General features: G+C 67.1%; 19 protein-coding genes. 4 read left to right on the top strand and 15 right to left on the bottom strand.

Annotated elements, in window-relative coordinates; all coding sequences use genetic code 11:
* Nucleotides 1–100 precede the first annotated feature (100 nt).
* A complete protein-coding gene (topA, locus tag SPHPH_RS0116535) occupies nt 101–2671 on the top strand; it encodes a type I DNA topoisomerase (RefSeq protein ID WP_028967690.1) in 2571 nt (856 codons plus the stop codon).
* A gap of 270 nt (nt 2672–2941) precedes the next feature.
* Here topA and SPHPH_RS0116530 read toward each other — a convergent pair whose 3' ends face one another.
* The 3 genes from SPHPH_RS0116530 to queF form a co-directional block, all read right to left on the bottom strand.
* Nucleotides 2942–4222, bottom strand: a complete 1281-nt coding sequence (locus tag SPHPH_RS0116530) for a glycoside hydrolase family 130 protein (RefSeq protein WP_028967689.1) — start codon at nt 4220–4222, stop codon at nt 2942–2944.
* A gap of 46 nt (nt 4223–4268) precedes the next feature.
* Nucleotides 4269–6542 (bottom strand): glycosyltransferase family 4 protein, encoded by a 2274-nt coding sequence (locus SPHPH_RS0116525; protein WP_028967688.1) that lies wholly within the window; start codon nt 6540–6542, stop codon nt 4269–4271.
* A 126-nt stretch (nt 6543–6668) separates the two neighbouring features.
* Nucleotides 6669–7115, bottom strand: a complete 447-nt coding sequence (gene queF, locus SPHPH_RS0116520) for a preQ(1) synthase (protein WP_028967687.1) — start codon at nt 7113–7115, stop codon at nt 6669–6671.
* A gap of 75 nt (nt 7116–7190) precedes the next feature.
* Here queF and SPHPH_RS0116515 point away from each other — a divergent pair, with 75 nt between their 5' ends.
* The 3 genes from SPHPH_RS0116515 to SPHPH_RS0116505 are packed head-to-tail and all read left to right on the top strand — an operon-like array spanning nt 7191 to nt 10515.
* On the top strand, nt 7191–8039 hold the full coding sequence (locus SPHPH_RS0116515) for a sulfurtransferase (protein WP_028967686.1): 849 nt from the start codon (nt 7191–7193) through the stop codon (nt 8037–8039).
* Nucleotides 8036–9229 (top strand): cystathionine beta-lyase, encoded by a 1194-nt coding sequence (gene metC / locus SPHPH_RS0116510; RefSeq protein ID WP_028967685.1) that lies wholly within the window; start codon nt 8036–8038, stop codon nt 9227–9229. Before SPHPH_RS0116515 ends, metC begins: the two co-directional genes overlap by 4 nt.
* Nucleotides 9208–10515: a mechanosensitive ion channel family protein gene (locus SPHPH_RS0116505; protein WP_037488756.1), complete on the top strand. Its 1308-nt coding sequence runs from the start codon at nt 9208–9210 to the stop codon at nt 10513–10515. The genes metC and SPHPH_RS0116505 overlap by 22 nt, the downstream gene beginning before the upstream one ends.
* A gap of 171 nt (nt 10516–10686) precedes the next feature.
* Here the strand turns inward: SPHPH_RS0116505 and SPHPH_RS0116500 are convergent, their stop codons facing one another.
* From SPHPH_RS0116500 to SPHPH_RS0116445, 12 genes are all read right to left on the bottom strand, one after another.
* On the bottom strand, nt 10687–11139 hold the full coding sequence (locus tag SPHPH_RS0116500) for a DUF3035 domain-containing protein (RefSeq protein WP_028967683.1): 453 nt from the start codon (nt 11137–11139) through the stop codon (nt 10687–10689).
* Nucleotides 11132–11635 (bottom strand): signal peptidase II, encoded by a 504-nt coding sequence (gene lspA / locus SPHPH_RS0116495; RefSeq protein ID WP_037489832.1) that lies wholly within the window; start codon nt 11633–11635, stop codon nt 11132–11134. The genes SPHPH_RS0116500 and lspA overlap by 8 nt, the downstream gene beginning before the upstream one ends.
* Nucleotides 11632–14511 (bottom strand): isoleucine--tRNA ligase, encoded by a 2880-nt coding sequence (gene ileS, locus SPHPH_RS0116490; protein WP_028967681.1) that lies wholly within the window; start codon nt 14509–14511, stop codon nt 11632–11634. Before ileS ends, lspA begins: the two co-directional genes overlap by 4 nt.
* A 24-nt stretch (nt 14512–14535) precedes the next feature.
* Nucleotides 14536–15462, bottom strand: coding sequence for a bifunctional riboflavin kinase/FAD synthetase (locus SPHPH_RS0116485; protein WP_028967680.1), 927 nt, complete (start codon nt 15460–15462; stop codon nt 14536–14538).
* Between the two features lie 24 nt (nt 15463–15486).
* On the bottom strand, nt 15487–15954 hold the full coding sequence (locus SPHPH_RS0116480; RefSeq protein WP_028967679.1) for a dihydrofolate reductase: 468 nt from the start codon (nt 15952–15954) through the stop codon (nt 15487–15489).
* A gap of 43 nt (nt 15955–15997) precedes the next feature.
* Entirely contained in the window at nt 15998–16768 is a 771-nt protein-coding gene (locus SPHPH_RS0116475; protein WP_051273344.1) for a metallophosphoesterase, read from the bottom strand.
* Between the two features lie 16 nt (nt 16769–16784).
* The gene (locus SPHPH_RS0116470) at nt 16785–17711 is read right to left on the bottom strand and encodes a beta-1,6-N-acetylglucosaminyltransferase (protein ID WP_028967677.1); all 927 of its coding nucleotides are present in this window, start codon (nt 17709–17711) and stop codon (nt 16785–16787) included.
* A 260-nt stretch (nt 17712–17971) separates the two neighbouring features.
* Nucleotides 17972–18502, bottom strand: a complete 531-nt coding sequence (locus SPHPH_RS0116465; RefSeq protein WP_028967676.1) for an FxDxF family PEP-CTERM protein — start codon at nt 18500–18502, stop codon at nt 17972–17974.
* 359 nt (nt 18503–18861) lie between these two features.
* Complete coding sequence (locus SPHPH_RS0116460) at nt 18862–19401, bottom strand: hypothetical protein (protein WP_028967675.1); 540 nt, start codon at nt 19399–19401, stop codon at nt 18862–18864.
* Nucleotides 19398–20177 carry a WecB/TagA/CpsF family glycosyltransferase gene (locus tag SPHPH_RS0116455; RefSeq protein ID WP_037488750.1) on the bottom strand — a complete coding sequence of 260 codons (780 nt, stop codon included), beginning with the start codon at nt 20175–20177 and terminating at the stop codon, nt 19398–19400. Before SPHPH_RS0116455 ends, SPHPH_RS0116460 begins: the two co-directional genes overlap by 4 nt.
* Nucleotides 20167–21606 carry an undecaprenyl-phosphate glucose phosphotransferase gene (locus SPHPH_RS0116450; RefSeq protein ID WP_238303152.1) on the bottom strand — a complete coding sequence of 480 codons (1440 nt, stop codon included), beginning with the start codon at nt 21604–21606 and terminating at the stop codon, nt 20167–20169. Before SPHPH_RS0116450 ends, SPHPH_RS0116455 begins: the two co-directional genes overlap by 11 nt.
* A 41-nt stretch (nt 21607–21647) precedes the next feature.
* Complete coding sequence (locus tag SPHPH_RS0116445) at nt 21648–23090, bottom strand: tetratricopeptide repeat protein (protein WP_238303150.1); 1443 nt, start codon at nt 23088–23090, stop codon at nt 21648–21650.
* Nucleotides 23091–23220 lie beyond the last annotated feature (130 nt).

The following is a 23220-nucleotide window of genomic DNA, read 5'->3' as shown; positions in this document are numbered from 1 at the left end:
CCCACGCCACGGCCTCGCTGTCAACATTCGCCGGCTTGACGCCCCCCACCGCTCCCCTTCACCCTCGCACGTACGTGTGAGGCTCCCTAGTTAGGCAACAATGCAGCTCGTCATCGTCGAATCGCCCGCCAAGGCCAAAACCATCGAGAAGTATCTCGGCTCGGACTATCGCGTCCTCGCCAGCTACGGCCACGTCCGCGACCTGCCGCCGCGCGACGGCTCGGTGAATCCCGACGAGGGGTTCGCGATGGAATGGGAAAACTACGCCGACAAGACCAAGCAGCTCAAGGCAATCGCCGATCTCGCGAAGACCGCCGACCGCCTGATCCTCGCCACCGACCCCGATCGCGAGGGCGAGGCGATTTCGTGGCACGTCCAGGAGGTGCTCGCCAAGCGCAAGGCGCTGCCCAAGGACGTCCAGCGCGTCACTTTCAACGCGATCACCAAACAGGCGGTGACGCAGGCGATGCAGGCGCCGCGCGATCTCGATACCGACCTGATCGACGCGTACCGTGCGCGCCGCGCGCTCGACTATCTCGTCGGCTTCACGCTCTCGCCGGTGCTGTGGCGCAAGCTGCCCGGCGCCAAGTCGGCGGGGCGCGTCCAGTCGGTCGCGCTACGGCTGATCGTCGATCGCGAGCGCGAGATCGAGGCGTTCCGCGCACAGGAATATTGGTCGGTCGTGGCCAGCATGGAGCAGGACGGCACGCCGTTCGCCGCGCGGCTGGTGCAATGGCAGGGCAAGAAGCTCGACCGTCTGTCGATCGGCAACGAGGGCGACGCGCTCAAGGCCAAGGGGGACGTCGAGGCCGGCAATTTCTCGGTCCAGTCGGTCGAGACCAAGCCCGCAACGCGCAACCCGCCGCCGCCCTTCACCACCTCTACGCTCCAGCAGGAGGCGGCGCGCAAGCTCGGCTTCTCCGCCGATCACACGATGCGGATCGCGCAGCAGCTCTACGAGGATGGCGCGATCACCTACATGCGGACCGACGGCGTACAGATGGACGGCAGCGCCATCTCCGCGGCACGCGCCGCGATCGCCGATCGCTATGATGGCGGCTACGTCCCCGACAAGCCGCGCCAGTACCAGACCAAGGCCAAGAACGCGCAGGAAGCGCACGAGGCGATCCGCCCGACCGACTTTTCGAAGGACCGCGTCGGCTCGGGCGACCACGCGCGGCTGTACGATCTGGTCTGGAAGCGCGCGCTGGCGTCGCAGATGGCCTCGGCGCGCATGGAGCGCACCACGATCGAGCTGGCCGACGGCACCGGGCGCAACGTGCTGCGCGCCACCGGGCAGGTCGTGCTGTTCCCCGGCTATCTCGCGCTCTACGAGGAAGGCCAGGACGACAGCCAGGACGAGGACGCCAAGCGCCTCCCGCGGATGCGCGAGGGCGACAGCCCGGCGCGGAAGGACGTCGTCGCCGAGCAGCATTTCACCCAGCCGCCGCCGCGCTTCTCCGAGGCGTCGCTGGTCAAGCGCATGGAAGAGCTAGGGATCGGTCGCCCGTCGACCTATGCCTCGATCATCAAGACGCTCAAGGACCGCGCCTATGTGCGGGTCGAGAAGAACCGCTTCTTCGCTGAGGAGAGTGGGCGGCTGGTGACGGCGTTCCTCGAGCGCTTCTTCGAGAAATACGTCGGGTTCGACTTCACCGCCGAGCTGGAAGAAGAGCTGGACGACGTGTCCGGCGGCCGCGCGCAATGGCAGGCGGTGCTGGAGGCGTTCTGGCGCGACTTCAAGCCGCGCACCGCGGAGGTCATGGAGCAGAAGCCGAGCGAGGTCACCGCGGCGCTCGACCAGTTCCTCGCGCCATACCTGTTTCCCGAAAAGGCCGATGGCAGCGATCCGCGGCTGTGCCCGGCGTGCCAGGCCGGACAGCTCGCGCTGCGCGGCGGCAAGTTCGGTGCGTTCATCGCGTGCAGCAACTATCCCGAGTGCAAATTCACGCGCCGCTTCGCGCAGGGCGGCGAAGCGGCGGCAGAAGATGCCGGGCCGGAGACGCTCGGGCAGGACCCCGAGACCGGGCTGCCGGTCGAGCGCAAGAGCGGGCGGTTCGGCCCGTACATCCAGCTCGGCGAGGGCAAGGAGGCGAAGCGCGCCTCTATTCCGAAGGACATCGGCGAACTCGACCTTGAGATGGCGCTGCGTTTGTTGAACCTTCCACGCACCATCGGGCAACATCCGGAGACGGGTTTGCCCATCAATGCCGCCATCGGCCGCTATGGGCCGTACCTCGTGCACGACGGCAAATATGCGCGACTTTCGTCAACATCGGAGGTGTTCGAAACCGGCATGAACGCCGCGGTGGTCAAGCTGGCCGAGGCAGCGGCGGGCGGTGGTCGCCCCGCGCGCGGTGCGGCCCGCGCCCCGCTAAAGGTGCTGGGGGCTCACCCGCGCACCGAGGCGGAGATCAAGCTGATGGAGGGCCGCTATGGCCCCTATGTCACGGACGGCACGACTAATGCGACGCTCCCGAAGACGATCGCCCCGGACCAGCTGACGCTGGAGGAAGCCGCGCAACTGATCGACGATCGCGCCGCGGCGGCTCCGTCGAAGCCGAAGAAGAAGGCGCCGGCCAAAAAGGCTGCGGCGAAGAAGCCGGCCGCGGCGAAGAAAGCGCCTGCCGCCAAGAAGGCGCCAGCCAAAAAGACCGCGGCTGAGGCGTAAGTAGCCTACCACCCGTCGCCCCGGACTTGATCCGGGGCCCCGCTTCTTCTCACCCACCGCAGAGAGAGCGAGACCCGGGATCAAGGCTCTCCCGGGCTTGTCGAAGGATCCGGGATGACGAAGGCGTTGATGACGAAATAAAAAACCGCCGACGGCCAAGCCGCCGGCATGACGTAGGACGGGTTCGGCCAAGCCGGCCCCCGGCCGGACCGGTCGCTGCGCGGCCCGTTGGCCACGCACCGCCGCGGACGTGGCCGCGGCGGCGACCGGTCACATCTTTCCCAGCAGTTCCTTGATCGACACGAACGCAAACCCGACCGAGCTGTCGGCAATCCCGTACGGCATGAACAGCTTGTCGCCATGCTTCATCGCGCCGCACGTATAGACGACGTTCGGCACATAGCCCTCGCGATCCTGATCCGCCGCCGCCAGGATCGGCGAGCGCGTCCGGCCGATGATCCGCGCCGGATTGTCCTTGTCGAGCAGCGCCGCGCCGATCGAATATTTCCGCATCGCGCCGACGCCGTGAGTCAGCAGTAGCCAGCCCTCGTCGATCTCGATCGGCGGCCCGCAATTGCCGATCTGCACGAACTCCCACGGAAACACCGGCTTGAGGATCAACTCGCCGTCGTCCCAATGCGTCAGGTCGTCGCTGCGCAGCAGATAGAGGTTCTCCCCATCCTGCCGCCCGATCGACAGATATTCGCCACCCACCTTGCGCGGGAACAGCGCGATCCCCTTATTGCGCGCCGCGCTGCCGGTCATCGGGATCAGGTCGAACGCGCGGAAATCACGCGTCCGCAACAGCTCGGACTGGATCGTCGCGCCATTATAGGCGGTATAGGTGCCCAGCCATTCCTGCGTCCCGTCGTCGTGCGTGAAGTGCACGAGCCGTAGATCCTCCAGCCCCTTGGACTGCGCATCGGTGATCGGAAAGATCACCGTGCCCGACAGCGTGCTGTCGCGGTGGCGATAGACCGTCACCGGCCCGCTCGGCGGCGCTTCCTCGTCAGTGCCGGTCGCGTCGGTCGCGGTCGCGAACGGCGGCTCGGGGGCCAGCTTCAGCTCGTTCTCGCTGGTGATGATCCCCTCGCGGAACGCAACCGAGGAAATATGCCCCTCGCCCACCGCGCGCAACGACATGACGATGCGCTGCGCGCCGTCCTCCATCCCCGACTGATCGGGATGCGGCACCGCGCTGGGGTTCATCAGCGCCGCGGCGGCATAGCTATATTCGTGGCAGAAATACGCACCGATCAGCTGACGCTTCTCATCCGAGATGCGGCTGCCGTCGAGATCGTGCGCCGCCGCGATCTCGTCGTAGCGGGTCATGAACACGCGCCGCGTCTGCCAGTGGCGCGCCTCGAAATCCTTTAGCACCAGGTCGAGCTGGTCACGCGCCTCTTGCGGCGACATGTCCATGACCTCGCTGATCAGCCGCTGCGAACGGCTGACGCCGTTGGCATTGGCGATCCAGCCGATGTGAAAGGGGCGCACCACGACGCGCGACGGATCGGCATGCAAACGCAGCCGGTGGTTGAACAGCTCCAAGGACCAGCCTCGTCTTTAGGGACGTCGAACGCGAACGTCGCCGCCGTCAGGCGGAGACGCGCACCGTCCCTGCCACTTTTCCGACGCGCTTTGAAAGCCCCGAAATCGCACAGGACGCCATTTGTAACGCCAGGATCGACTCGGCACCCTGATTGCGGTTCAATCCGGTCGGCATCAGCCCGTCGAAACAGCCGCCGTCACGCTGCGTCGCCAGCGGCAAATCGAGGTCGTTGACGCCCAGATACCAGTCGTAGGCCCGCTTCGCCTCGGCATACCAGCGCACGTCGCCGGTGGCGTCGAACGCCGCCGCGCAGGCGTCGATCGTCGCCTGCGCCTCCAGCGGCTGCTGGTCGAACGGCAGCGGATCGGCATAGACGCGTCCGAAACTCTCGGAACCGACCGCCCGGAAATGTCCCTCCGGCGCGGTCTGCCGCCCGACGATCCAGTCGAGCGTATCCAGCCCGCACGCGATCAGATCGGCCCGGTCAAGCGCCAGCCCGGCGCGCAGCATCGCCTCGGGCAGCCGCGCATTGTCATAGGCGAGCACGATCTCGAACCAGCACCATTCGGGCCGCCGCGCGGCGACGAGCAGCGCCAGATGCTCGTCCGGGAAGCGGCGCAGGACCTGCAACGCCATCTCGTGCCCCGGCGACGCCTCCAGCATCGCCGCGGCACCGAGCATCGCGAACGCCTGCGCGCGCGGGCTGCCGAGGTCGAGCGCGAGGCTGGCAGTATTGTCGAACATCGCGGTCGCCCAGTCGCGGTGCTTGGGCTCATGCGCATCGCGCGCCGTTACGCCCAGCGCCCAGAGCGCGCGGCCGTTCGAATCCTCAGACCCGACGTCCTCGCACCACGTCCGGTCGAAGTTCATGAAGTTGCGGAAGCGCCGCGCCTCGGGGTTCCACGCGAACTGCACGAACGACGCATAGATCGTCATCCACTTGTCGCGCGTCTCAGCGTCGAGATCGTCGATCGCGCTCATCAGCATCAGCGCGCGCGCATTGTCGTCGATGCAATAGCCGTGGCGGCGGTCGGGCACCGAGAAGATAGAATGCTGGAGCATCCCGGTCGCATCGCTCATCCGCTCGACGGCCGAGATGTCGGGAGCCAACACCTGTTTGTCGGCCTTGCCGGGGTGCGGAAGCCGCTGCGTGCGGGTCGACAGGCTGGCCATTAGTTCGTCCATTGCCTTCTCCACTACGCGTGGCCAGATCATCGTCCGGCCCCGCGCATAAGCCCGGGCCGACAACCGCGCGAGATTGCGCGCGCTGCCGAGCAGGTCGTTGATCTCGCGTGCGAACGCGGCCGGGTCGCGGAAATCGACCAGAACGCCGTGTCCATCGGCAAGGATTTCGGTGGCATGGACATACGGCGTGGAAACCACCGCCTTGCCGACGCCGACCGCATAGCTGAGCGTGCCGCTGGTGATCTGAGCGGGGTTGAGGTACGGCGTGGCATAGATGTCCGCTGCCTGCAGATAATCGATCAGGTCGTCGTGATCGACGAACGCATCGATGAACGCGACATTGTCGCCCACGCCCAGTTCGGCGGCACGCGCCTTGAGTGAGTCGCGATATTTTTCGCCCTCATGCGCGACCAGATTGGGGTGGGTCGCGCCGAGCACGACATACATCGCCTCGGGATGTCGCTCTACCACCGACGGCATCGCCTCGATGATCGTCTCGATGCCCTTGCCGGGTGCGAGCAGTCCGAACGTGAGGATCACACGCCGCCCGTCCCATCCGAACCGCGCCTTGAACGAATCGGGCTCGGCGAACGGCCGGTCGGGAACGCCGTGCGGGATGGTCGCGATCTGCTTCGGATTCGCGCCATAGACACGCTCCAGGATTTCGCGCCCGCGCTCGGCCATCACGATCACCTTGGCGGCGCGACGCAGTAGCCCTTCCAAAACCGTCCGCTCGGCGGCGCTCGGCTTTTCGAGAACGGTATGCAGCGTGACGATCAACGGCAGCGACACGCGGTCGAGCAGCGCAAGGATGTGCCCGCCCGCTTCTCCGCCAAAGATGCCATATTCGTGCTGAAGCCACAGCACCTGCGCGCCGCTGTTCTCGATCGCGCGCGCGGTGGAGACATAGGCGTCGCGGTCGTGCTGCGGGATCGCGCCAACGACGGCTTCGGGATAATCGTACCGGCCGGGATGATCGTCCATCGCATAGACGTCGACCTGCATCTCGGGGAATCGGGCGCGCAGCGCCTGATAGGTATCGGTGGTGAAGGTCGCGATCCCGCACTTTCGTGGCAGGAAGTTACCGATCAGCGCGATGTGCCCGACGTTCAGCGCTCCGGTCGACTGCTTCATCCCCTTACCTCTGCCGATGGATACGCCGCCCATTGCGCGCGTGTTCGCAAAGATGAACCGTCATTAAGGCGAAAGGTTGCCAAAATTCCGCAATGCAGCATAGCCGATCGGGTTGATCGCGATTAATCAGCCGCGGCCGCGATAGGGTGCGACGCCCTGATCCGGCAGCCACAAATCCGCTGGCGCGGCGCCAGACTGCCAGAAGACGTCGATCGGCATCCCGCCGCGCGGATACCAATAACCGCCGATCCGCAACCATTGCGGCTGCATCTCACGGAACAGCCGCTCGCCAATCCCGACCGTACAATCCTCGTGAAAGGCGGCATGGTTGCGGAACGAGCCGAGGAACAGCTTCAGCGACTTGGATTCGACGATCGTCTCGCCCGGCGCATAATCGATCACCAGATGTGCGAAGTCGGGCTGCCCGGTCACCGGGCATAAAGAGGTAAATTCGGGCTGGGTGAAGCGCACCAGATAGGTCTGCGCCGGGCGCGGGTTGGGGACGTAATCGAGCACCGCCTCGTCCGGGGAAGCGGGCAGCGTGCTGGTCTGGCCAAGATGCATCGGGGTCATGCGCGCGCACATAAGGCGTGATGTGAGTGATTGCGACCTGTTCCAAGCCGTCGCGCTGGCGCTATGGAGAGGGGCATGACCGCTCTCGTCTCCACCGAATGGCTCGCCGCGCGCGTAGCCGCGCCGGGGCTGCGCATCCTCGACGCCAGCTATCACGTCGGCCTCCCCGGCGAGCCGCCGCGCGACGCCGCCGCCGAATTCGCAGCGGCGCACATTCCCGGCGCGACCTTCATGGACCTCGCCGCCTTCGCCGAACCGGGTGCGCCGCTCCCCTCCACGATGCCGGGCCCAGCGCATTTCGCGGCGCTGGCAGGGCGGCTCGGGCTGCGGCGCGACGCGCGGATCGTGCTGTATGACGACGCGCCGCATCGCACCGCCGCACGAAGCTGGGTGATGCTGCGCGCGTTCGGCTTCACCGATGTCTCGCTACTCGACGGCGGGCTGGCGAAGTGGAAGGCGGAAGGGCGGCCGCTGGAGCAAGGCGCGTCGCCGGTCGCACCGACCACCGTCGACGTAATTGCCTCTAACATCGGCCTCCTCGATCTCGCCGCGATGCGCGCGCTTCAGCAGGACGGCAGCGCACAGATCGTCGACGCGCGCTCGGCGGCGCGCTTCACCGGGGCGGAAGCCGATCCGCGCCCCGGCGTCGCGCCCGGCCATATGCCAGGCGCGCGCAACCTGCCCTATCCGCAGCTCTTCAACGCCGACGGGACGTGGAAACAGGGTGACGCGCTCGCCACCGCCTTTACCGCGGCCGGGGTCGATCTCGACCGTCCGCTGGCGATGACCTGCGGCTCGGGGATTACCGCCAGCGTGCTCGCGTTCGGCGCGCACCTGCTGGGGCGCGAGGCAGCGGTCTATGACGGCAGCTGGACCGAATGGGGCGGCAATCCTGCCACGCCCAAGGCAACGGGGGACGCATGAGCGCGCGCGACGACATCCGACCGGCAACGCGGCTGGTCACCGGCGGACGCCGCAAGGAATGGACCGCCGGCGTGGTCAACACGCCGGTGTGGCGCGCCTCGACGATCCTCTACGACGATGTCGCGCACCTGCGCGCGACCGGCGCGCGCGACACCCACCACCGGCTGTTCTACGGCCGCCGCGGCACGCCGACCCAGTGGAGCCTCGCCGACGCGCTGACCGAGCTGGAGCCCGGCGCGGAGGGGACGTTCCTCTATCCGTCGGGCGTCGCGGCGGTCTCGGCGTGCCTGCTGACGCTGCTGTCGCCGGGCGACGAGCTGCTGCTGGTCGACAGCGCCTATGACCCGACCCGCGCGCTCGCCGACAAGCTGCTGGCGCGAATGGGAATCACGACGCGCTATTACGATCCGCTGATCGGCGCGGGCATCGCCGACCTGATCGGCGAGCGCACGCGCGTGATCTTCATGGAAAGCCCCGGCAGCCTGACCTTCGAGGTGCAGGACGTCCCGGCGATCGTCGCCGCCGCGAAAGCGCGCGGGGTCGCGACGGTTATCGACAACACCTGGGCGACGCCGCTGCTGTTCCCGGTGATCGAACTGGGGGTCGACTATTCGATCCTCGCCTGCACCAAATATATCGGCGGCCATTCCGACGTGATGATGGGCTCGGTCACCGCCGGGGCGGGCCGCTTCGCCGCGCTGCGCGACACTAGCTTCCAGCTCGGGCAGGTGATCAGCGCCGACGACGCCTATCTCGCCAGCCGCGGCCTGCGCACGATGGGGGTGCGGCTGGAGCGACACGAGGCGAGCGCGCTGCGGATCGCCGAATGGCTGGCGACCCGCCCCGAGGTTGCGCGCGTCCTCCACCCCGCGCTTCCCTCCTGCCCGGGCCACGACCTGTGGCAGCGCGACTTCCGGGGCGCGGCGGGGCTGTTCGCGTTCGTGCTGGCGGGCGGCGACGATGCGGCGCGTTGCGCGCTGATCGACACGCTCGACCTGTTCGGGATCGGCTATAGCTGGGGCGGGTTCGAAAGCCTCGCGGTCCCGATCGATCCGCAGCGCCACCGCACCGCCACCACACCCGATTTCGCCGGCCCGCTGGTGCGGTTGCAGATCGGGCTTGAAGACGCCGACGACCTGATCGCCGACCTCGAACGCGGGCTGGCCGCATGGCGCGCGGCGCAGGCGTGACCGATGTCGGCGCCCTGCTCGAGATGGTGCCGGCGCAGGCCGACCTGATCGAGTTGGCGGCGGCCGGTGCGCTGGTGATGGCGGCGCTGGCGGTTGGCGTGATGGCGCAGCGCATCATCGGCGCGCGCACCGCCGCCTGGTGGCGCGCGCATGTCGGCGCGCATGTCGAGGGGCTGGGGCCTCGCATCGCGACGATCATTCGCCACGGCGCCGCCGTGCTGCTGCTCGCGCTGATCTACGCCGTCTGGCCTTGGGGGCCGCTGGCGGCGGCCGCGATCGGCTTTGCGATGGCAGCGGCCGGGACGCTGACCGCGCACCAGCTGATGCGCGGCGTCGGCATCCCGCGCTGGGCGGCCTATATCGTCGAGCTGGTCGTCTTCACTGGCATTTTCAGCCATGCGGTCGGCGGGCTGGAGCCGATCACCACCACGCTCGACGCGATCGGGGTGCGGGTCGGCAGCCGCCGCCTGTCGCTGCTGTCGCTGATCGAGGTGCTGGTCATCGTCGTCGCGCTGATGGCGGCGGTGCGCGTCGCCAACCGCCTGACCGCGCACACCATCGCCCACGCCCGCGCGCTCGACCCGACGCAGAAGGTGCTGGCGCAGAAGATCGCCGGGATCGTCGTCGTGGTCTTCGCCTTTCTGTTCGGGATCGACCTGCTCGGGATCGACCTCACCGCGTTTGCGGTCTTCTCGGGCGCGTTCGGGCTCGCGGTGGGGTTCGGGATGCAGAAGACGATCGGCAACCTGATCGCCGGGATCATCCTGCTGCTCGATCGCTCGATCAAGCCGGGCGACGTGATCGCGGTCGGCACCAGCTTCGGCTGGGTCAACAAGATCGGCGTCCGCGCGGTGTCGGTGGTGACGCGCGACGGCAAGGAGCATCTGATCCCGAACGAAGATCTGATGACCCGCGAGGTCGAGAACTGGTCCTATTCCGACCGCAACGTCCGCGTCCGCATCCCCGTGCGCGTGCCCTATGACTGCGACCTGAAGGCGGCGCAGGCGCTGATGCTGCGCGCCGCACGCGAATCACCACGCGTGCTCGACACGCCCAAGCCGAACGTCTGGCTGACCGGCTTCGGCACCGACGGCGCGGAACATGAGATCCTCGCGTGGATCAGCGATCCCGAGAGCGGGGTTGGCAACGTCCGGTCGGACGTGCTCAATCGCCTCTGGATCATGTTCCGCGACGCCGGGATCGGCATGCCGTTCGCGCAGCGCGACATCTATGTGCGCAGCTGGCCGGGCGCGGAGGCGCCCGCCGATCCGTCATCCCGGACCTGATCCCCAAGCCCAGCGCGCAGACGAAAACCACCGTCGTCCCTGCGAAGGCAGGGACCCATGTCTGTCGATTGCGAAAGAGCCACCTGACACACGGCACGACGCGCCTGTGTCAGATGGCTCGAAATGACGAAGCAGCCATTGGCCCCTGCCTCCGCAGGGGCGACGGGGAGCTTATTGCTGCGGCTGCGGCTGTGCCGGAGCGGCAGCCGCGCCACCCACCGACGCCCGCGCATCCTGCCCGTCACCCTGCGGCGCGGCGACGATGTCGCTGGTGGTCTGCCCCTTGTCGACGACGTTGGTCCCCGGATCGCCCACGCCCGAGCGGATGCCCGGCGTCGACGCGCTCGCGCCGCCGGCCTGCTCGACCACGCCCGCTTCACCCGCGCTGCGCGCCGCCGGTCCGCCGAACAGCGCCTCGATTGCCTGCGCCTGCGGGTTGTTGCCCTGCGTGCGCGCGGCGCCCGGCTGCGGCGGGACCAGCGCGAAATCGGGCGGGATGATCAGCGGCGCCTGCCGCGCCACCGCGAACTCGTCGGGGCGGGCGCGGTCGTAACCGCGCTTGCCGCAGCCGGCGAGCAGCCCCAGCGCCGCCATCCCGGCCACCACCACCACAGACTTACGCATGGACATTCTCCGAAACATCGTCGCGCTTCTCGCGGATCAGGAGCGCGCGCACCAGCAGAATCAGCACGCCGATCGTGATCGCGGCATCGGCGACGTTGAATACCAGAAAGGGCCGCCACTCGCCGAAGTGCAGATCCGCAAAATCGACCACATAGCCCAGCCGTACGCGATCGACGATATTCCCGATCGCCCCGCCCAGCACCAGCCCGAGCGCGAGCTGGTCGGCACGCTTGCGCTCGCGGAACATCCACACCGCCACCGCGATCGCGATCGCGGCAGTGAAGGCGACCAGCAACCAGCGCGTCGTGTCGGTTTCGGCGCGCAACATGCCGAGCGACACGCCCTCGTTCTTGGTGAAACGCAGATCGAAGATCGGCAGCAACGTGCGATACGCGCCAAGAAAATCGATCTGCAGCGGCCCGGTTACCAGCCATTTGACGAGCTGGTCGACCGCGAACACCACCGCCGCCAGCAGCAATCCGGCGCGCGGAATCACGCCGTCGTTCCCGTCACATCGGCACAGCGCGCGCACAGATCGCCATCGCTCGTCACCTCGGGCAGATGCCGCCAGCAGCGCCCGCATTTGTGATAGTCGGTGCGCGCCACATCCACCGTCGCGGCCTCGCTCACCTTCGCGACGATGAACAGCTCCGCCAGCGCGCCCGCATCGAGCGGCAGTTCGGGAACGGTCACTTCCGCCTCAAGGCTGGAGCGCACCGTCTTCTCGCGGCGCAGCGGCTCGATCGCTTCGGTGACCCGCTCTCGCAACGCGCGGACCTTCAGCCAGCGCTGCGCGACATCCTCCCCGGCCTCGTCGGGCAGCGTCGGCCATTCGAGGAAGTGCACCGAACTGTCGTCGGCCGGGAAGCGCGCCTGCCACACTTCCTCGGCGGTGAAGACCAGCACAGGCGCGGCATAGCGGACCAGTGCATGGAACAGCACGTCGAGCATCGTGCGATACGCACGGCGCTTCACGTCGCCCGGCGCGTCGCAATAGAGCGAGTCCTTGCGCACGTCGAAGAAGAACGCCGACAGATCCTCGTTGCAGAAGTCGGTCAGCCGCCGGACGTAGCGGTTGAACTCATAGGCGGTCGCCGCCTCCTTCAGTTCGCGATCGAGCGCATGGAGCAGGTGGAGCATGTAGCGCTCCAGCTCCGGCATGTCGGCGACCGGCACCCGCTCGTCATCGCCGAACCCGTCGAGCGCGCCGAGCAGATAGCGGAAGGTGTTGCGTAGCTTGCGGTATGCGTCCGACGACGTCGCCAGCACTTCTTTGCCGATCCGCACGTCGTCGAAATAATCGGTCGACACCGCCCACAGCCGCAGAATGTCGCCGCCCGATTCGCCGATCACCTTGAGTGGGTCGACGACATTGCCGAGCGACTTGGACATCTTGCGTCCCTGCCCGTCGAGCGCGAAGCCGTGCGTCAGCACCGCGTCATACGGCGCGCGCCCGCGCGTCCCGCAGCTTTCCAGCAGCGACGACTGGAACCAGCCGCGATGCTGGTCCGACCCTTCGACATACAGGTTCGCACGCGTGCCCTCGCCATAGCGCGCCTCGACGACGAACGCGTGCGTCGAACCGGAGTCGAACCACACGTCGAGAATGTCGTTGACCGGCTCGTAATCGGCGAGGTCGTAGCTATCGCCGAGCAGCGCCTGATGGTCGGCGGTGAACCACGCATCGGCACCGCCCGCGCGGAAGGCGTCGATGATCCGCGCGTTGACCGCCGGGTCGTTGAGATACTGGCCGCTCGGGCGATGCACGTAGAGCGCGATCGGCACGCCCCAGGCGCGCTGCCGGCTGATCACCCAGTCTGGGCGTCCCTCGACCATCGCGCGGATACGGTTCTCAGCGCGGGCGGGGACCCATTGCGTGCGGGAGATCGCGTCGAGCGCGAGTTCGCGGAGGGTGGCTCCATTTAGCCCTCTCCCCTCCGGGGAGAGGGTTGGGTGAGGGGCCGGGGTCTCACCGAGACCGGCCTCTCTGCGAGGCTCCCGCCCCTTACCCAAACCCTCTCCCCCGAGGGGAGAGGGCTTCACATTGCCATCCATCGGAATGAACCACTGCGGCGTCGCGCGGAAGATCACCTTCGCCTTCGATCGCCACGAATGCGGATAGCTGTGCGCGAAGTCATCGCTCGCCGACAGCAGCCCGCCCGCCGCGCGCAGGTCCGAACAGATCGGCCCCTCGGCGCTGACGAACTTCTTGTTGATGACGCTGCCCTGCCCGCCGAGCCACGCCCAGTCCGCGCGGTACATCCCCGCGCCATCCACCGCGAACACCGGCTCGATCCCATGCGCCTTGCACAGCAGGAAGTCGTCCTCGCCGTGATCGGGCGCCATATGGACGAGCCCGGTGCCCGCGTCGGTGGTGACGAATTCGCCTTCGAAGAACGGCCGCGGCGTCGCGAAGAAGCCGCCCAGCTGGTGCATCGGGTGCCGCGCGGTCGCGCCCTCCAGCACCGGGCCCTTGATGAGCGCGATGATCTTGCCCATCGGGATGCCGGTGCGCTTGGTGAAGGCAGGCATCAGCGGCTCGGCGACCAGATAGCGCCGCCCGTCATGCTCGAATTGCAGATAATCGACCGCCGACCCATAGGCGAGCGCCTGGTTCACGGGAATCGTCCACGGCGTCGTCGTCCAGATCACCGCCAGCGTGCCGGCCAGCCCCGGATATTCGGGGCAGTCGATCACCTCGAACCCGACGTCGATCTGCGTCGAGACGACGTCCTCATATTCGACCTCGGCCTCGGCCAGCGCGGTCTTCTCGACCGGGCTCCACATCACCGGCTTCGCGCCGCGATACAGCTGGCCGCTCTCGGCGAACTTGAGCAACTCGCCCGCGATCGTCGCCTCGGCCTCGAACTTCATGGTCAGATAGGGATCGTCCCAATCGCCCATCACGCCCAGCCGCTCGAACTCGTCGCGCTGCACCGCCACCCATTTTTCGGCATAGGCGCGGCACTCGGCGCGGAATTGCGCGACCGGCACCTGATCCTTGTCGAGCTTCTTCGCGCGATACGCTTCCTCGACCTTCCACTCGATCGGCAGCCCGTGGCAATCCCAGCCCGGCACGTAAGGCGCGTCATAGCCCATCAGCGAGCGGCTGCGGACGATAACGTCCTTCAGCACCTTGTTCATCGCGTGACCCATGTGGATGTCGCCATTGGCGTAGGGCGGGCCGTCGTGGAGGATGAACCGCTCGCGCCCCAGCCGCTGCTGGCGCAGCTGCTGGTACAGCCCGATCCGCTTCCAGCGGTCGAGGATTGCGGGCTCCTTCTGCGCGAGCCCCGCTTTCATCGGAAAGCCGGTCTGCGGCAGGAATACGGTGTCGCGCCAGTCGCGCGAAGTGTCGGGTGCGTCGGCCATGTGTCTCTTAGCCTTAACGACGGGTTAGTCCGCCAGCAACTCACGCGCACGCGCGCAGTCCAGGTCCATCTGCGCGACCAGCGCGTCGAGGTTGTCGAACCTCGCCTCGGCGCGCAGCCACTCGATCAGCTCGACCTCGATCACCTGTCCGTACAGGTCACCCGAAAAGTCGAAGAAATACGGCTCCAGCAGTTCCTTGGGCGGATCGAACGTCGGTCGAATGCCCAGATTCGCCGCGCCCTTCACCACGCGCCCATCGGCCAGCCGCCCCCGTACCGCGTAGATCCCGTACGCGGGGCGCAGATACGGCCCCATGTCGAGGTTCGCGGTGGGATAGCCGATCGTCCGCCCCAGCTTGTCGCCATGCTGGACGACACCCTCGATCGCGAACGGCCGCGTCAACAGCCGCGCCGCGCCGCGCGGATCGCCGCCACGCAGCGCCGCGCGGATGCGCGTCGACGACACCGGCTCGCCATCCAGCAGCACCGCGCCGACCGTATCGACCGAGAAGCCCGCCCGTTCGCCCGCCGCGCGCAACGTCGCGATATTCCCGCTCTTGGCATGGCCGAAGGTGAAATCCTCCCCCGTCACGACGCCCCCGACCCGCAACGCCCCGATCAGCCGCTCGGCGATGAACACGTCGGCGGGCAGCGCCGCCAGCGTGGCGTCGAAATGAAACACCACCATGCCGTCCGCCCTCGCCGCGGCGAACAGCCGCGCCCGCTGGTCGAGCGTGGTCAGCCGGAACGGCTTGGTATCGGGGCGGAAGTGGCGGACCGGATGCGGATCGAAGGTCGCGACCAGCGCCGGCCGCCCCTCGGCGCGCGCGCGATCGACCGCCCGCGCGACAACCGCCTGATGCCCCAGGTGAAAACCGTCGAAATTGCCCAGCGCGACGATCGCGCCCGCCAGGGCGTCAGGCACCGCCGCGCCGCCGTCAAGCCGCTGCATCGGCCGCCCTTAGCGCCTGCATGGTCACCGTACCAGCGTCACGAAATCATAGCCGGGCCGCTCGCCCTCCGCCGGATGCGCGACCCGCGCCACCTCGCGCCACCCGGTGAAGACCGGCACCCGCGCATCGCCCTCAGGGGCGCAATGCACCTCGGTCAGCTCGATCCGGTCGGCGCGAGCGAGCAGCAGCGCATAGATTTCCGCGCCCCCGACGACCGTCACGTCACCCTCGCCCGCAAGCGCGAGCGCTTCCTCGACCCCATGCGCCACCTCGGCCCCTTCGGCGGACCAACCGCGATCGCGCGTCAGGACGATATGCCGCCGCCCGGGCAGCGGCGCGGGGAAGCTCTCGAAGGTCTTGCGCCCCATCACCATCGGCGTGCCCATCGTCAGCGCCTTGAATCGCCTGAGGTCCGCCGGCAGCCGCCACGGCAACCGGCCGTCGACGCCGATGACGCCATTATCGGCGCGTGCGAGAACGAAGATGATCATAGGTGCCGCGCTAGGCGCGACGCGGGCGCGAGGAAAGTCTGCATCATGCCCCGTCCAGCCGGCTGGTCAGCGTCCAGCGCGCCTCTCCCTCCAGTCCCAGCGCCGTCAATCGCCCGGTGCGATACGCCCCGGTGTCGATCGCGATCCGATTGCGGCGATAATCGACCTTCGGCACGATCGTATGCCCGTGCACCACCACAGGACCATGATCGACGTGGCTGGTCAGGAACTCCTTGCGGATCCACCGCAGGTCGCGCCCCTCCTGCTCGTCGATCGGCACGCCCGGACGAATGCCGGCATGGACGAACAGATAGTCGCCGATCCGCACCTGATCGCGCATCGCGCGCAGGAACGCGATGTGCCGCGACGGCAACGCGGCACGCAGCACGCGCGGCAACGCCTCCGGATCGTCCCAGAAGCGCGCCGGGTCGACGCCATAGCTCTCCAGCGTCTCCGCCCCGCCATGATCCAGCCAGTCGGGAACGCCCTCCGCCTCGCCATCGAGGATCGCGAGCAGCATCTCCTCATGATTCCCGCTCAGGAACGAATAATGCACATCGCTGCGAGTGTCCGCAGCGAACAGCTCGATGACCTTCGCCGACGCCTGCCCGCGATCGATCAGGTCACCCAGGGCGACGATGTGCAGCGCCGCCTCGCCGCCGCGGCGCGCATGATCCTCGGCGATCCAGCCGAGCAGCGGCTGCAACAGATCGGCGCGGCCATGCACGTCGCCGATCGCATAGACGCGCATCCCGGCCGGCACCGCGGCGCGGCGCGGCGGCGGCCATCCGATCAGGTCACGGAAACGTCCCACGGCGCGCGCGTGCAATTCAGTCGAACAGCATGGCGTCGATCCGGTCGAGCACCGGCGCGCCAGCGGCGAACTTGCGCGCGAAATGCGCATTCGAGGCCGCGATCGCGCCGAGATCGGCTTCGGTCAGCGATTGCGGATGCGCCCCGCCGCCATTCCACTGGGCATAGCGGCGATTGTCGCGCACGAGCCGCAGACCGGGCTCGTTGCACAGCACCGTCTGGAAATAGCATTCGTCGGGGCTGGTGCGCATCGACAGATATTGTTGCAGCCTCAGGTGCCGCGCCGTCGGGTTGAGCAGCAGCCGCGCGACGCGGGCGTTGCCCGTAAACCAATGATCCCCGTCGAAGCATCGCAAATCGCGCGAGAACGGCCGGAACGGCGTCCTGAACGGAAGATCCAGCGTGCGGCGCCCCGGTCGTACCCGGCGACCGCCGTCGTCGAAGCGCAGCATCGGAAGCCAGAGCTGCGCGCCCTCATAGCGGGTGCGCTTCAGGCGGCGGTTGATCGCCGACTCGAACTGTTCGAGTTCGGGATTGCGCGGGCCGAAGCGCGCGGCGGCACTCTCGGCGGTGTCGTCGAGGCGGCGAAAATCGATCAGCGCATCCGCATCCAGCGCACTCAGGTCGGCCCGCACCGCCGCGGCGCGGCGGACCGGGTAATCCACTGCGCTCAGCAACACGAACCAGTCGGGCGCGTCATGGTCGTAGAGCAACCGCAACGCCGCAAAAAATCCCTGGACCACCGACCATTTCGCCCAGCCGGTGCGGATGCTCGGCTGGACGAAGCGGACGTTGTCCGGGAAGGCGCCGACGTCGATCGCGGATTGGGCCATGTCGTGATGACAGGCGATCGGCGGGTCGTCGTACAGCCGGTTGAGCGTGGTGACGAGTCGCAGCAATTGCGCGGGATCGCGATGCGACAGGATGACGAAGCCGATCGTCATCGTGGGCGCCCCGGTCGCACCGGATCGATGATCGCACGGCGAAGGGTCGGGCGATTCGGCAGGGGCAGGCTCCGGGTCACGCATGGGGGATAGCGACTCCACCCTAACCGCTCCCTACCGTCCACGTCGATTGGTTATGCGGGCGCTCCACGCTCGCGCGACTCCGCCGCAAACGAAAAGCGGCGGCATTCCCGACCGGGCATGCCGCCGCTTTCATATCGTCACCGCCACGACGCCGAAGCGCCGGTGCGATGCCGCGATCAGATCGCCTGCGCGAAACGGACCGACGGGCGACGACGCATCGCATAACCGACGATGCCGAAGCCCAGGATCATGAGCGCCCAGCTGCCCGGCTCCGGAACCGCCGACGTCCAGCTGACGGTGCCCGTAGCAATGCCGCCGCGGCCGGTCACATTGTAGTTAACACGCAGCGTCTGCGGGTTGGTGGCATTCGTGACGATGTTGTTGATCGCCGCTTGATAGGCCGAACCGTCAGCGCTCAGCACGGCAGCCTTCGAAATGCCATTCAGGACGATAGAAGTCAGCTGAATCGCGCTGTTGGTCGCCAAGCTGATCGTGGCGGTGCCCGACGCGCTGACGATACCGTCAGACGGAACGTTGAACGTGAAGTCCTGAGAGAGGCCTTGCGCCGCCGCGGTCCCGCTGATGGTGAAAGAACCGAACTGAACGTCCGAGCCATCCGGCCCGAGATCGATATTGGTCACCGCCATCGCCGGTGCCGACACCGCAAACGTGGCCGCAGCGACTGCGGTTGCGAAAATCTTCTTCATACTAGGAACTCCCCTTGCACCCTGTTGGTCCGTCAGTACCACTTACGCGACCCGCCGTTCATGGCGGTGGTGCCCGTTTTCGACCGGCCACCTGATGATTCGATGTATCGCACCTTAACGGTTCGAAAACCATCGCATTTTTATCGGGAGCCCGCTTTCCTTAGATCGTGCTCTTTTTGCACTGCCTGAGTTGCGTCACCCTGCGGTACGACCCGATAAACCTGCTTTTACTCCATTTGTTTGCGTCGCAACATTCCCGACCTTGTCCAGATTTGGGACAAGTGGCGCAGGCAAGCCTGAGTAATCGCGAGAAATCCGATCGGCATCCGCAGATTTTGGCGCTTGTCGGGGAAATTTGGTTAATTATTGCTGGGCCGTTCGACGCCCAGTGCCCCGATCAAAACGACCAGGATCCCGCCGATTTCGAGGATGGAGCTCCACCGGCCGCCAAGTATTGCAGCGCCGATGATCCGGTCGACATGATGAAACGACGCTGCACGGATGATGACGTAAGTATAGACCAAGCAAACGCCGAGGGCGGCGACCCGCATGCTGCGTTGCAGCGCACGAAGATAATAGGCCAAGGCAGCTGCCAACACCAAACCAAAGCCGCCAATGACAACGATGAACGCCAGCTGAAGCTCGCGTCGCTCACCGAACCAGCCATAATGCACGGCATTGTCGCGCAGCACGGCCGTGAACAGCGACTGCAGATCGAGTTGCTTGTTGATCCCCAGCGCCAGCATCGACAGCGCCAGAACTGCCCAAAACCGCCCACCATCCTGATCGGGGCGACGTGCGTTCGACGCGCAGACGCCTGCTGCGATGAGGTAGAACACTACCGTGATCCAGCCGCCCCAGGTTGGGTCACCGATCCCTGGTGTCCAGCCGTCGATCAACGTCGCACGCCGCGATGATGATGGTGCGCCAGTCGAAAGATGCGTGGGCCGTCAACCAGATACCGACGCCACAGCCGCCCCGGCTGTGACGCGAGTCGATGCGCCCACTCCAGCCCGAGCCGCTGCACCAGCCGCGGCGCACGCCGCTGCCGCCCCACGATAAAGTCGAGCGACGCCCCGATGCACAGTCCACATCCTCGCGCATCGCCGCTAGCGGCGATGCGGGCGGCGAGCAATTCCTGCTGCGGCGAACCCACCGCCAGCAGCACGAAGCGGGCGCCCGAGTCGCGGCCGAACGCCGCCGCGGCGTCCAGAGCGGCCGGATTGCGGAGCATCCCCATCGGGGGAATGTGCTGGACGAACCCGAACGCCGGGAAGCGCGCCTGCAATGCCTGCAACAGCGGCGCGTCGCCGCCGATGATCGCAATCCGGTCGCCCGGCTGTGCCACCTCGGCGAACAATCGTACCGTCAGGTCGCTGCCCGGCGCCAACGGCAGCGTGATGCCATAGAAGCGCGCGAGTCGCGCCAGCACCCGGCTGTCGCACAGCACCAGCGCCGCCCCGCGATACGCCCGCCACAATTCGGTGCCGACCGCGTCCTTCTCGCCCAGCGCCTCCAGCCGCACGATATGGTCGACATTGGGGGTCACGACGTAGCCGAATGCCGTTTCAGCGGTGATCTGTGTCAGCCATTCGACCGCCGCATTCGTGTCGAGCGGGTCGAAGTCGATCCCGATGAAGGTGCGACGGGCGGTCGCGGCAGGTCTAATAGGCATTCTTGTCGAAGGCCAGATTGACGACCGTCTCCACCATGATGCGCAGATCGAGCATCAACGACCAATTGTCGATGTAGTAACGGTCCAGTTCGACGCGGCGCTTGGCGCGGTCGATCGTCTGGATCTCGCCGCGCAGCCCGCGCACCTGCGCCAGCCCGGTGATCCCCGGCTTCACCCGATGTCGCGCCGCGTAACCGCGCACCGCGTCGAAATAATAATGGTCACCGACCTTCATGTGCGTGGCATGCGGCCGCGGACCGACGATCGACATCTCGCCGCGCAGCACGTTCCAGAGCTGCGGCAGCTCGTCGATGCTCAGCTTGCGGATCAGGCGCCCGACGGGGGTGACGCGCGGGTCGCCCTTGGTGGTGCGCGCCGCGCCGCTCACGTCCTGGCGGTCGGTGTACATCGACCGGAATTTCCAGACGAGAATTTCGCGGTTGTTGAACCCGAAGCGCGGCTGTTTGAAGATCACCGGCCCGCGGCTGGTCAGCTTGATCGCGATCGCGGTCACCAGCAGCAACGGCGACAGGAAAATCAGCGCCAGGGTCGCGACCACGAAGTCCTCGATGTCCTTCACGATCGTGTTCCCGTCGCGCATCTGGCGCTGCCACAGCGTCAGAACCGGGATCTGCCCGACGAAATTAACGCGGTAATCCGGCGCGAGCGCGATCGCCTCGCGCGGGATCAGCGACACGTCGACCGCCACCTCGCTCAGCTTTTCGATGATCGCGTCGATCCGCTCGCGCGTCATGTCGGACAGCGCGATCAGAACCTGGTCGACCTCGCCGTCGCGCGCCATCGCCAGCAGTTCGGGGAAGCCGCCGATGAACGGCAGCTCTTCGACCGCTTCGGGCGCTGTCGATCGCGTGTAATCGTCCGCCACCCCGACGAGCAGCAATTGCGGCAAGGCCTGCAGGTCGAGCATCCGGCAGGTGCGCGCCAGCGTCTGCTTGTCCGCACCGTACAGCACGACGCGCTGACGGATACGTCCGCTGTTGGCCAGGCGCCGCAGCGCGGCACGCAAGACGAAGCGACTGACGAACAGTAATCCGGTGGCCGAGCCGACATAAGCGAGCGTCAACCCGCGCGAGAATTCGTCGACCAGCCCGAATTGCCACACGATCGCACTGCTGAGCAGCGCCGACATCAGATAGTCGACCGCCACCGCGGTATCGCCGGATTGCAGGATGACGAACGACTGGCTGTAGACACCGCGCGACTGGCGGATCAGGAAAAAGGCGACGCCGGCGATGAAGCCGGCGGCGGTATGCACCCCCGGCACCACCGTTTGCTGAAAGATCAGCGTATAGAGGACCACCGCAATCGGCACGCTGACGAGAAGACACAGCAGGTCGACCGTCACCACCATCGACGGGATGACGTTCGACGTGAAGCGCCTGCCCTGAACCGTTCGCGAACCCGTCAATTGTTGCCGCCCTGATTCGACCGGGTCGTCGCCGCCCCGCGCTACCATTGGGCCCGCGCTAGCCGTTTTTGCTCAATAAATTGCTGCTGCACGTCCGCAAGCTCGTCCGAACGCCCGGCCTTGACCAGGAAGTCGCGCAAGCCGCCGAACAACAACGTGTCGGCGCCACCGATCGCCTGGATGCCCGCGCGATAGGTGTTCTCGGCCAGTTGCGGCTGCCCTGCCAGCGCATAAGCGCGCGCCAGCCGCACGCGATCGTCGGCGGAGCGCGGCTTGCTGGCGACCAGCCGCTGCGCGTCGAACACCGCCTGTCGGCCGCGCCCGGTCCGCAAATAGAGGTCGGTACGCGCGCGCAGCGCCAGGATGTTGCCCTCGTCGAAGGCGAGCACCGCATCCAGCAGCTTCAGCGCCTCGGCGTCGCGCCCCTGTCGCGCCTGCGTCTGCGCCAGAAGCGCAAGCGGCGCGGCATTGGCGGCGGTCACCGGCAACGACACGAGCGGCGCGACCAGCGCCTCGGCGTCGGCGGGCTGCCCGGCCAGCATCAGGAAATAGGCGTAGCGCATCTTGTCCGCGGTCGACGCCTGCGCCGCCAGCTGCCGCACTTGCGCCACCGCCGCGTCGCGCGGTTCGTAACGCAGCCACAATTCCAGGATGTCGATCAGCCGCCCGTCATGTTCCCCGCTGCTTGCCAGCGGCGCGGTGAGATTGTGAGCTGCCTCACGCTCGCCCAGCCTGTAGAGCGTTCGTGCATAGGCGATGCGCAGCGCGACGTCTTTGGGTCGCATCTCCAGCTCGCGGCTTTGCGCTTCCTTCTGCCCGGTCAGATTGCCGAAGCGCCCGGCCATGTCGCCCAGCGCGTCGAGCGCCGTCGCGTCGCTCGGGTGCCCCGTGACGAAATCGCGCAACAGCGTCATCGCGTCATCGGGCTTCCCCAATCCCGCCAGTGCGCGCGCCTTCAGGATCGTGGCATTGGAATCGTCGACACGAGACGCCAGCACCGTCTCGGCATGTTTGAGCGCCGTATCGTAATCCCGGTTGCGCAGCGCCACGAAACCCAGCGTGGTCTGCGGCGCAAGATCGTCGGGGCGCAGCAGCAACACCTGCTTGGCATAACGCTGCGCATCCTCGGTATGGCCGCCGACCACCGCCAGATCGGCCAAGGCCTGCAACACCGCCGGACGGCTGTGATCCAGCTCGTTGGCGCGCAGATAGGCGTTGAACGCCCCCGAATAATCGCCCAGCGCCAGCTCGACGCTGCCCAGCTGCTGCCAGTAATCGGCATTGGAATCGTCGAAGCCGACCGCCTGCTGCATCGCCAGCCGTGCCATAACGGGATCGTTATTGGCCATCGCGGCCTCGTAGACGGCGGCGAATTTGGCGGCGCGTTCCTCGCGCGAACGGCAACCCGACAGCAGCATCAGCGCCACTGCTACCGCTGCGGCGATCCGCCGTCCTCCCGCCCGCCGTTTCGGGGTCCGCTTCACCATTGCCCCCCGCACAAGAATGCTGCCCGTCCCCAACAATCTCGTACGTACTTCGTAAGGAAAATGCTGTAAGGCACCTGACGGTCAGCGCTTTACCCGATAAGGGACAGGCTGGCAAACGATGGAAGCG

The sequence above is a fragment of the Sphingomonas phyllosphaerae FA2 genome (assembly GCF_000427645.1).
In the GTDB taxonomy this organism is placed as follows: domain Bacteria; phylum Pseudomonadota; class Alphaproteobacteria; order Sphingomonadales; family Sphingomonadaceae; genus Sphingomonas; species Sphingomonas phyllosphaerae.
Note: the sequence above shows the minus strand (reverse complement) of the source record. Positions and strands in the feature narration are given on the sequence as shown.

Excerpts from the sequence above, each read along its gene's own strand:
- topA (WP_028967690.1), top strand. The coding sequence starts at position 101 with ATGCAGCTCGTCATCGTCGAATCGCCCGCCAAGGCCAAAACCATCGAG.
- queF (WP_028967687.1), bottom strand. The coding sequence starts at position 7,115 with ATGACCCCGATGCATCTTGGCCAGACCAGCACGCTGCCCGCTTCCCCG.
- metC (WP_028967685.1), top strand. The coding sequence starts at position 8,036 with ATGAGCGCGCGCGACGACATCCGACCGGCAACGCGGCTGGTCACCGGC.
- SPHPH_RS0116470 (WP_028967677.1), bottom strand. The coding sequence starts at position 17,711 with ATGACGATCGGCTTCGTCATCCTGTCGCATCGCGATCCCGCGCAATTG.
- SPHPH_RS0116455 (WP_037488750.1), bottom strand. The coding sequence starts at position 20,177 with ATGCCTATTAGACCTGCCGCGACCGCCCGTCGCACCTTCATCGGGATC.
- SPHPH_RS0116515 (WP_028967686.1), top strand. The coding sequence starts at position 7,191 with ATGACCGCTCTCGTCTCCACCGAATGGCTCGCCGCGCGCGTAGCCGCG.
- SPHPH_RS0116525 (WP_028967688.1), bottom strand. The coding sequence starts at position 6,542 with ATGAAGCAGTCGACCGGAGCGCTGAACGTCGGGCACATCGCGCTGATC.
- SPHPH_RS0116500 (WP_028967683.1), bottom strand. The coding sequence starts at position 11,139 with ATGCGTAAGTCTGTGGTGGTGGTGGCCGGGATGGCGGCGCTGGGGCTG.
- SPHPH_RS0116505 (WP_037488756.1), top strand. The coding sequence starts at position 9,208 with ATGGCGCGCGGCGCAGGCGTGACCGATGTCGGCGCCCTGCTCGAGATG.
- SPHPH_RS0116485 (WP_028967680.1), bottom strand. The coding sequence starts at position 15,462 with ATGCAGCGGCTTGACGGCGGCGCGGCGGTGCCTGACGCCCTGGCGGGC.
- SPHPH_RS0116465 (WP_028967676.1), bottom strand. The coding sequence starts at position 18,502 with ATGAAGAAGATTTTCGCAACCGCAGTCGCTGCGGCCACGTTTGCGGTG.
- SPHPH_RS0116480 (WP_028967679.1), bottom strand. The coding sequence starts at position 15,954 with ATGATCATCTTCGTTCTCGCACGCGCCGATAATGGCGTCATCGGCGTC.
- ileS (WP_028967681.1), bottom strand. The coding sequence starts at position 14,511 with ATGGCCGACGCACCCGACACTTCGCGCGACTGGCGCGACACCGTATTC.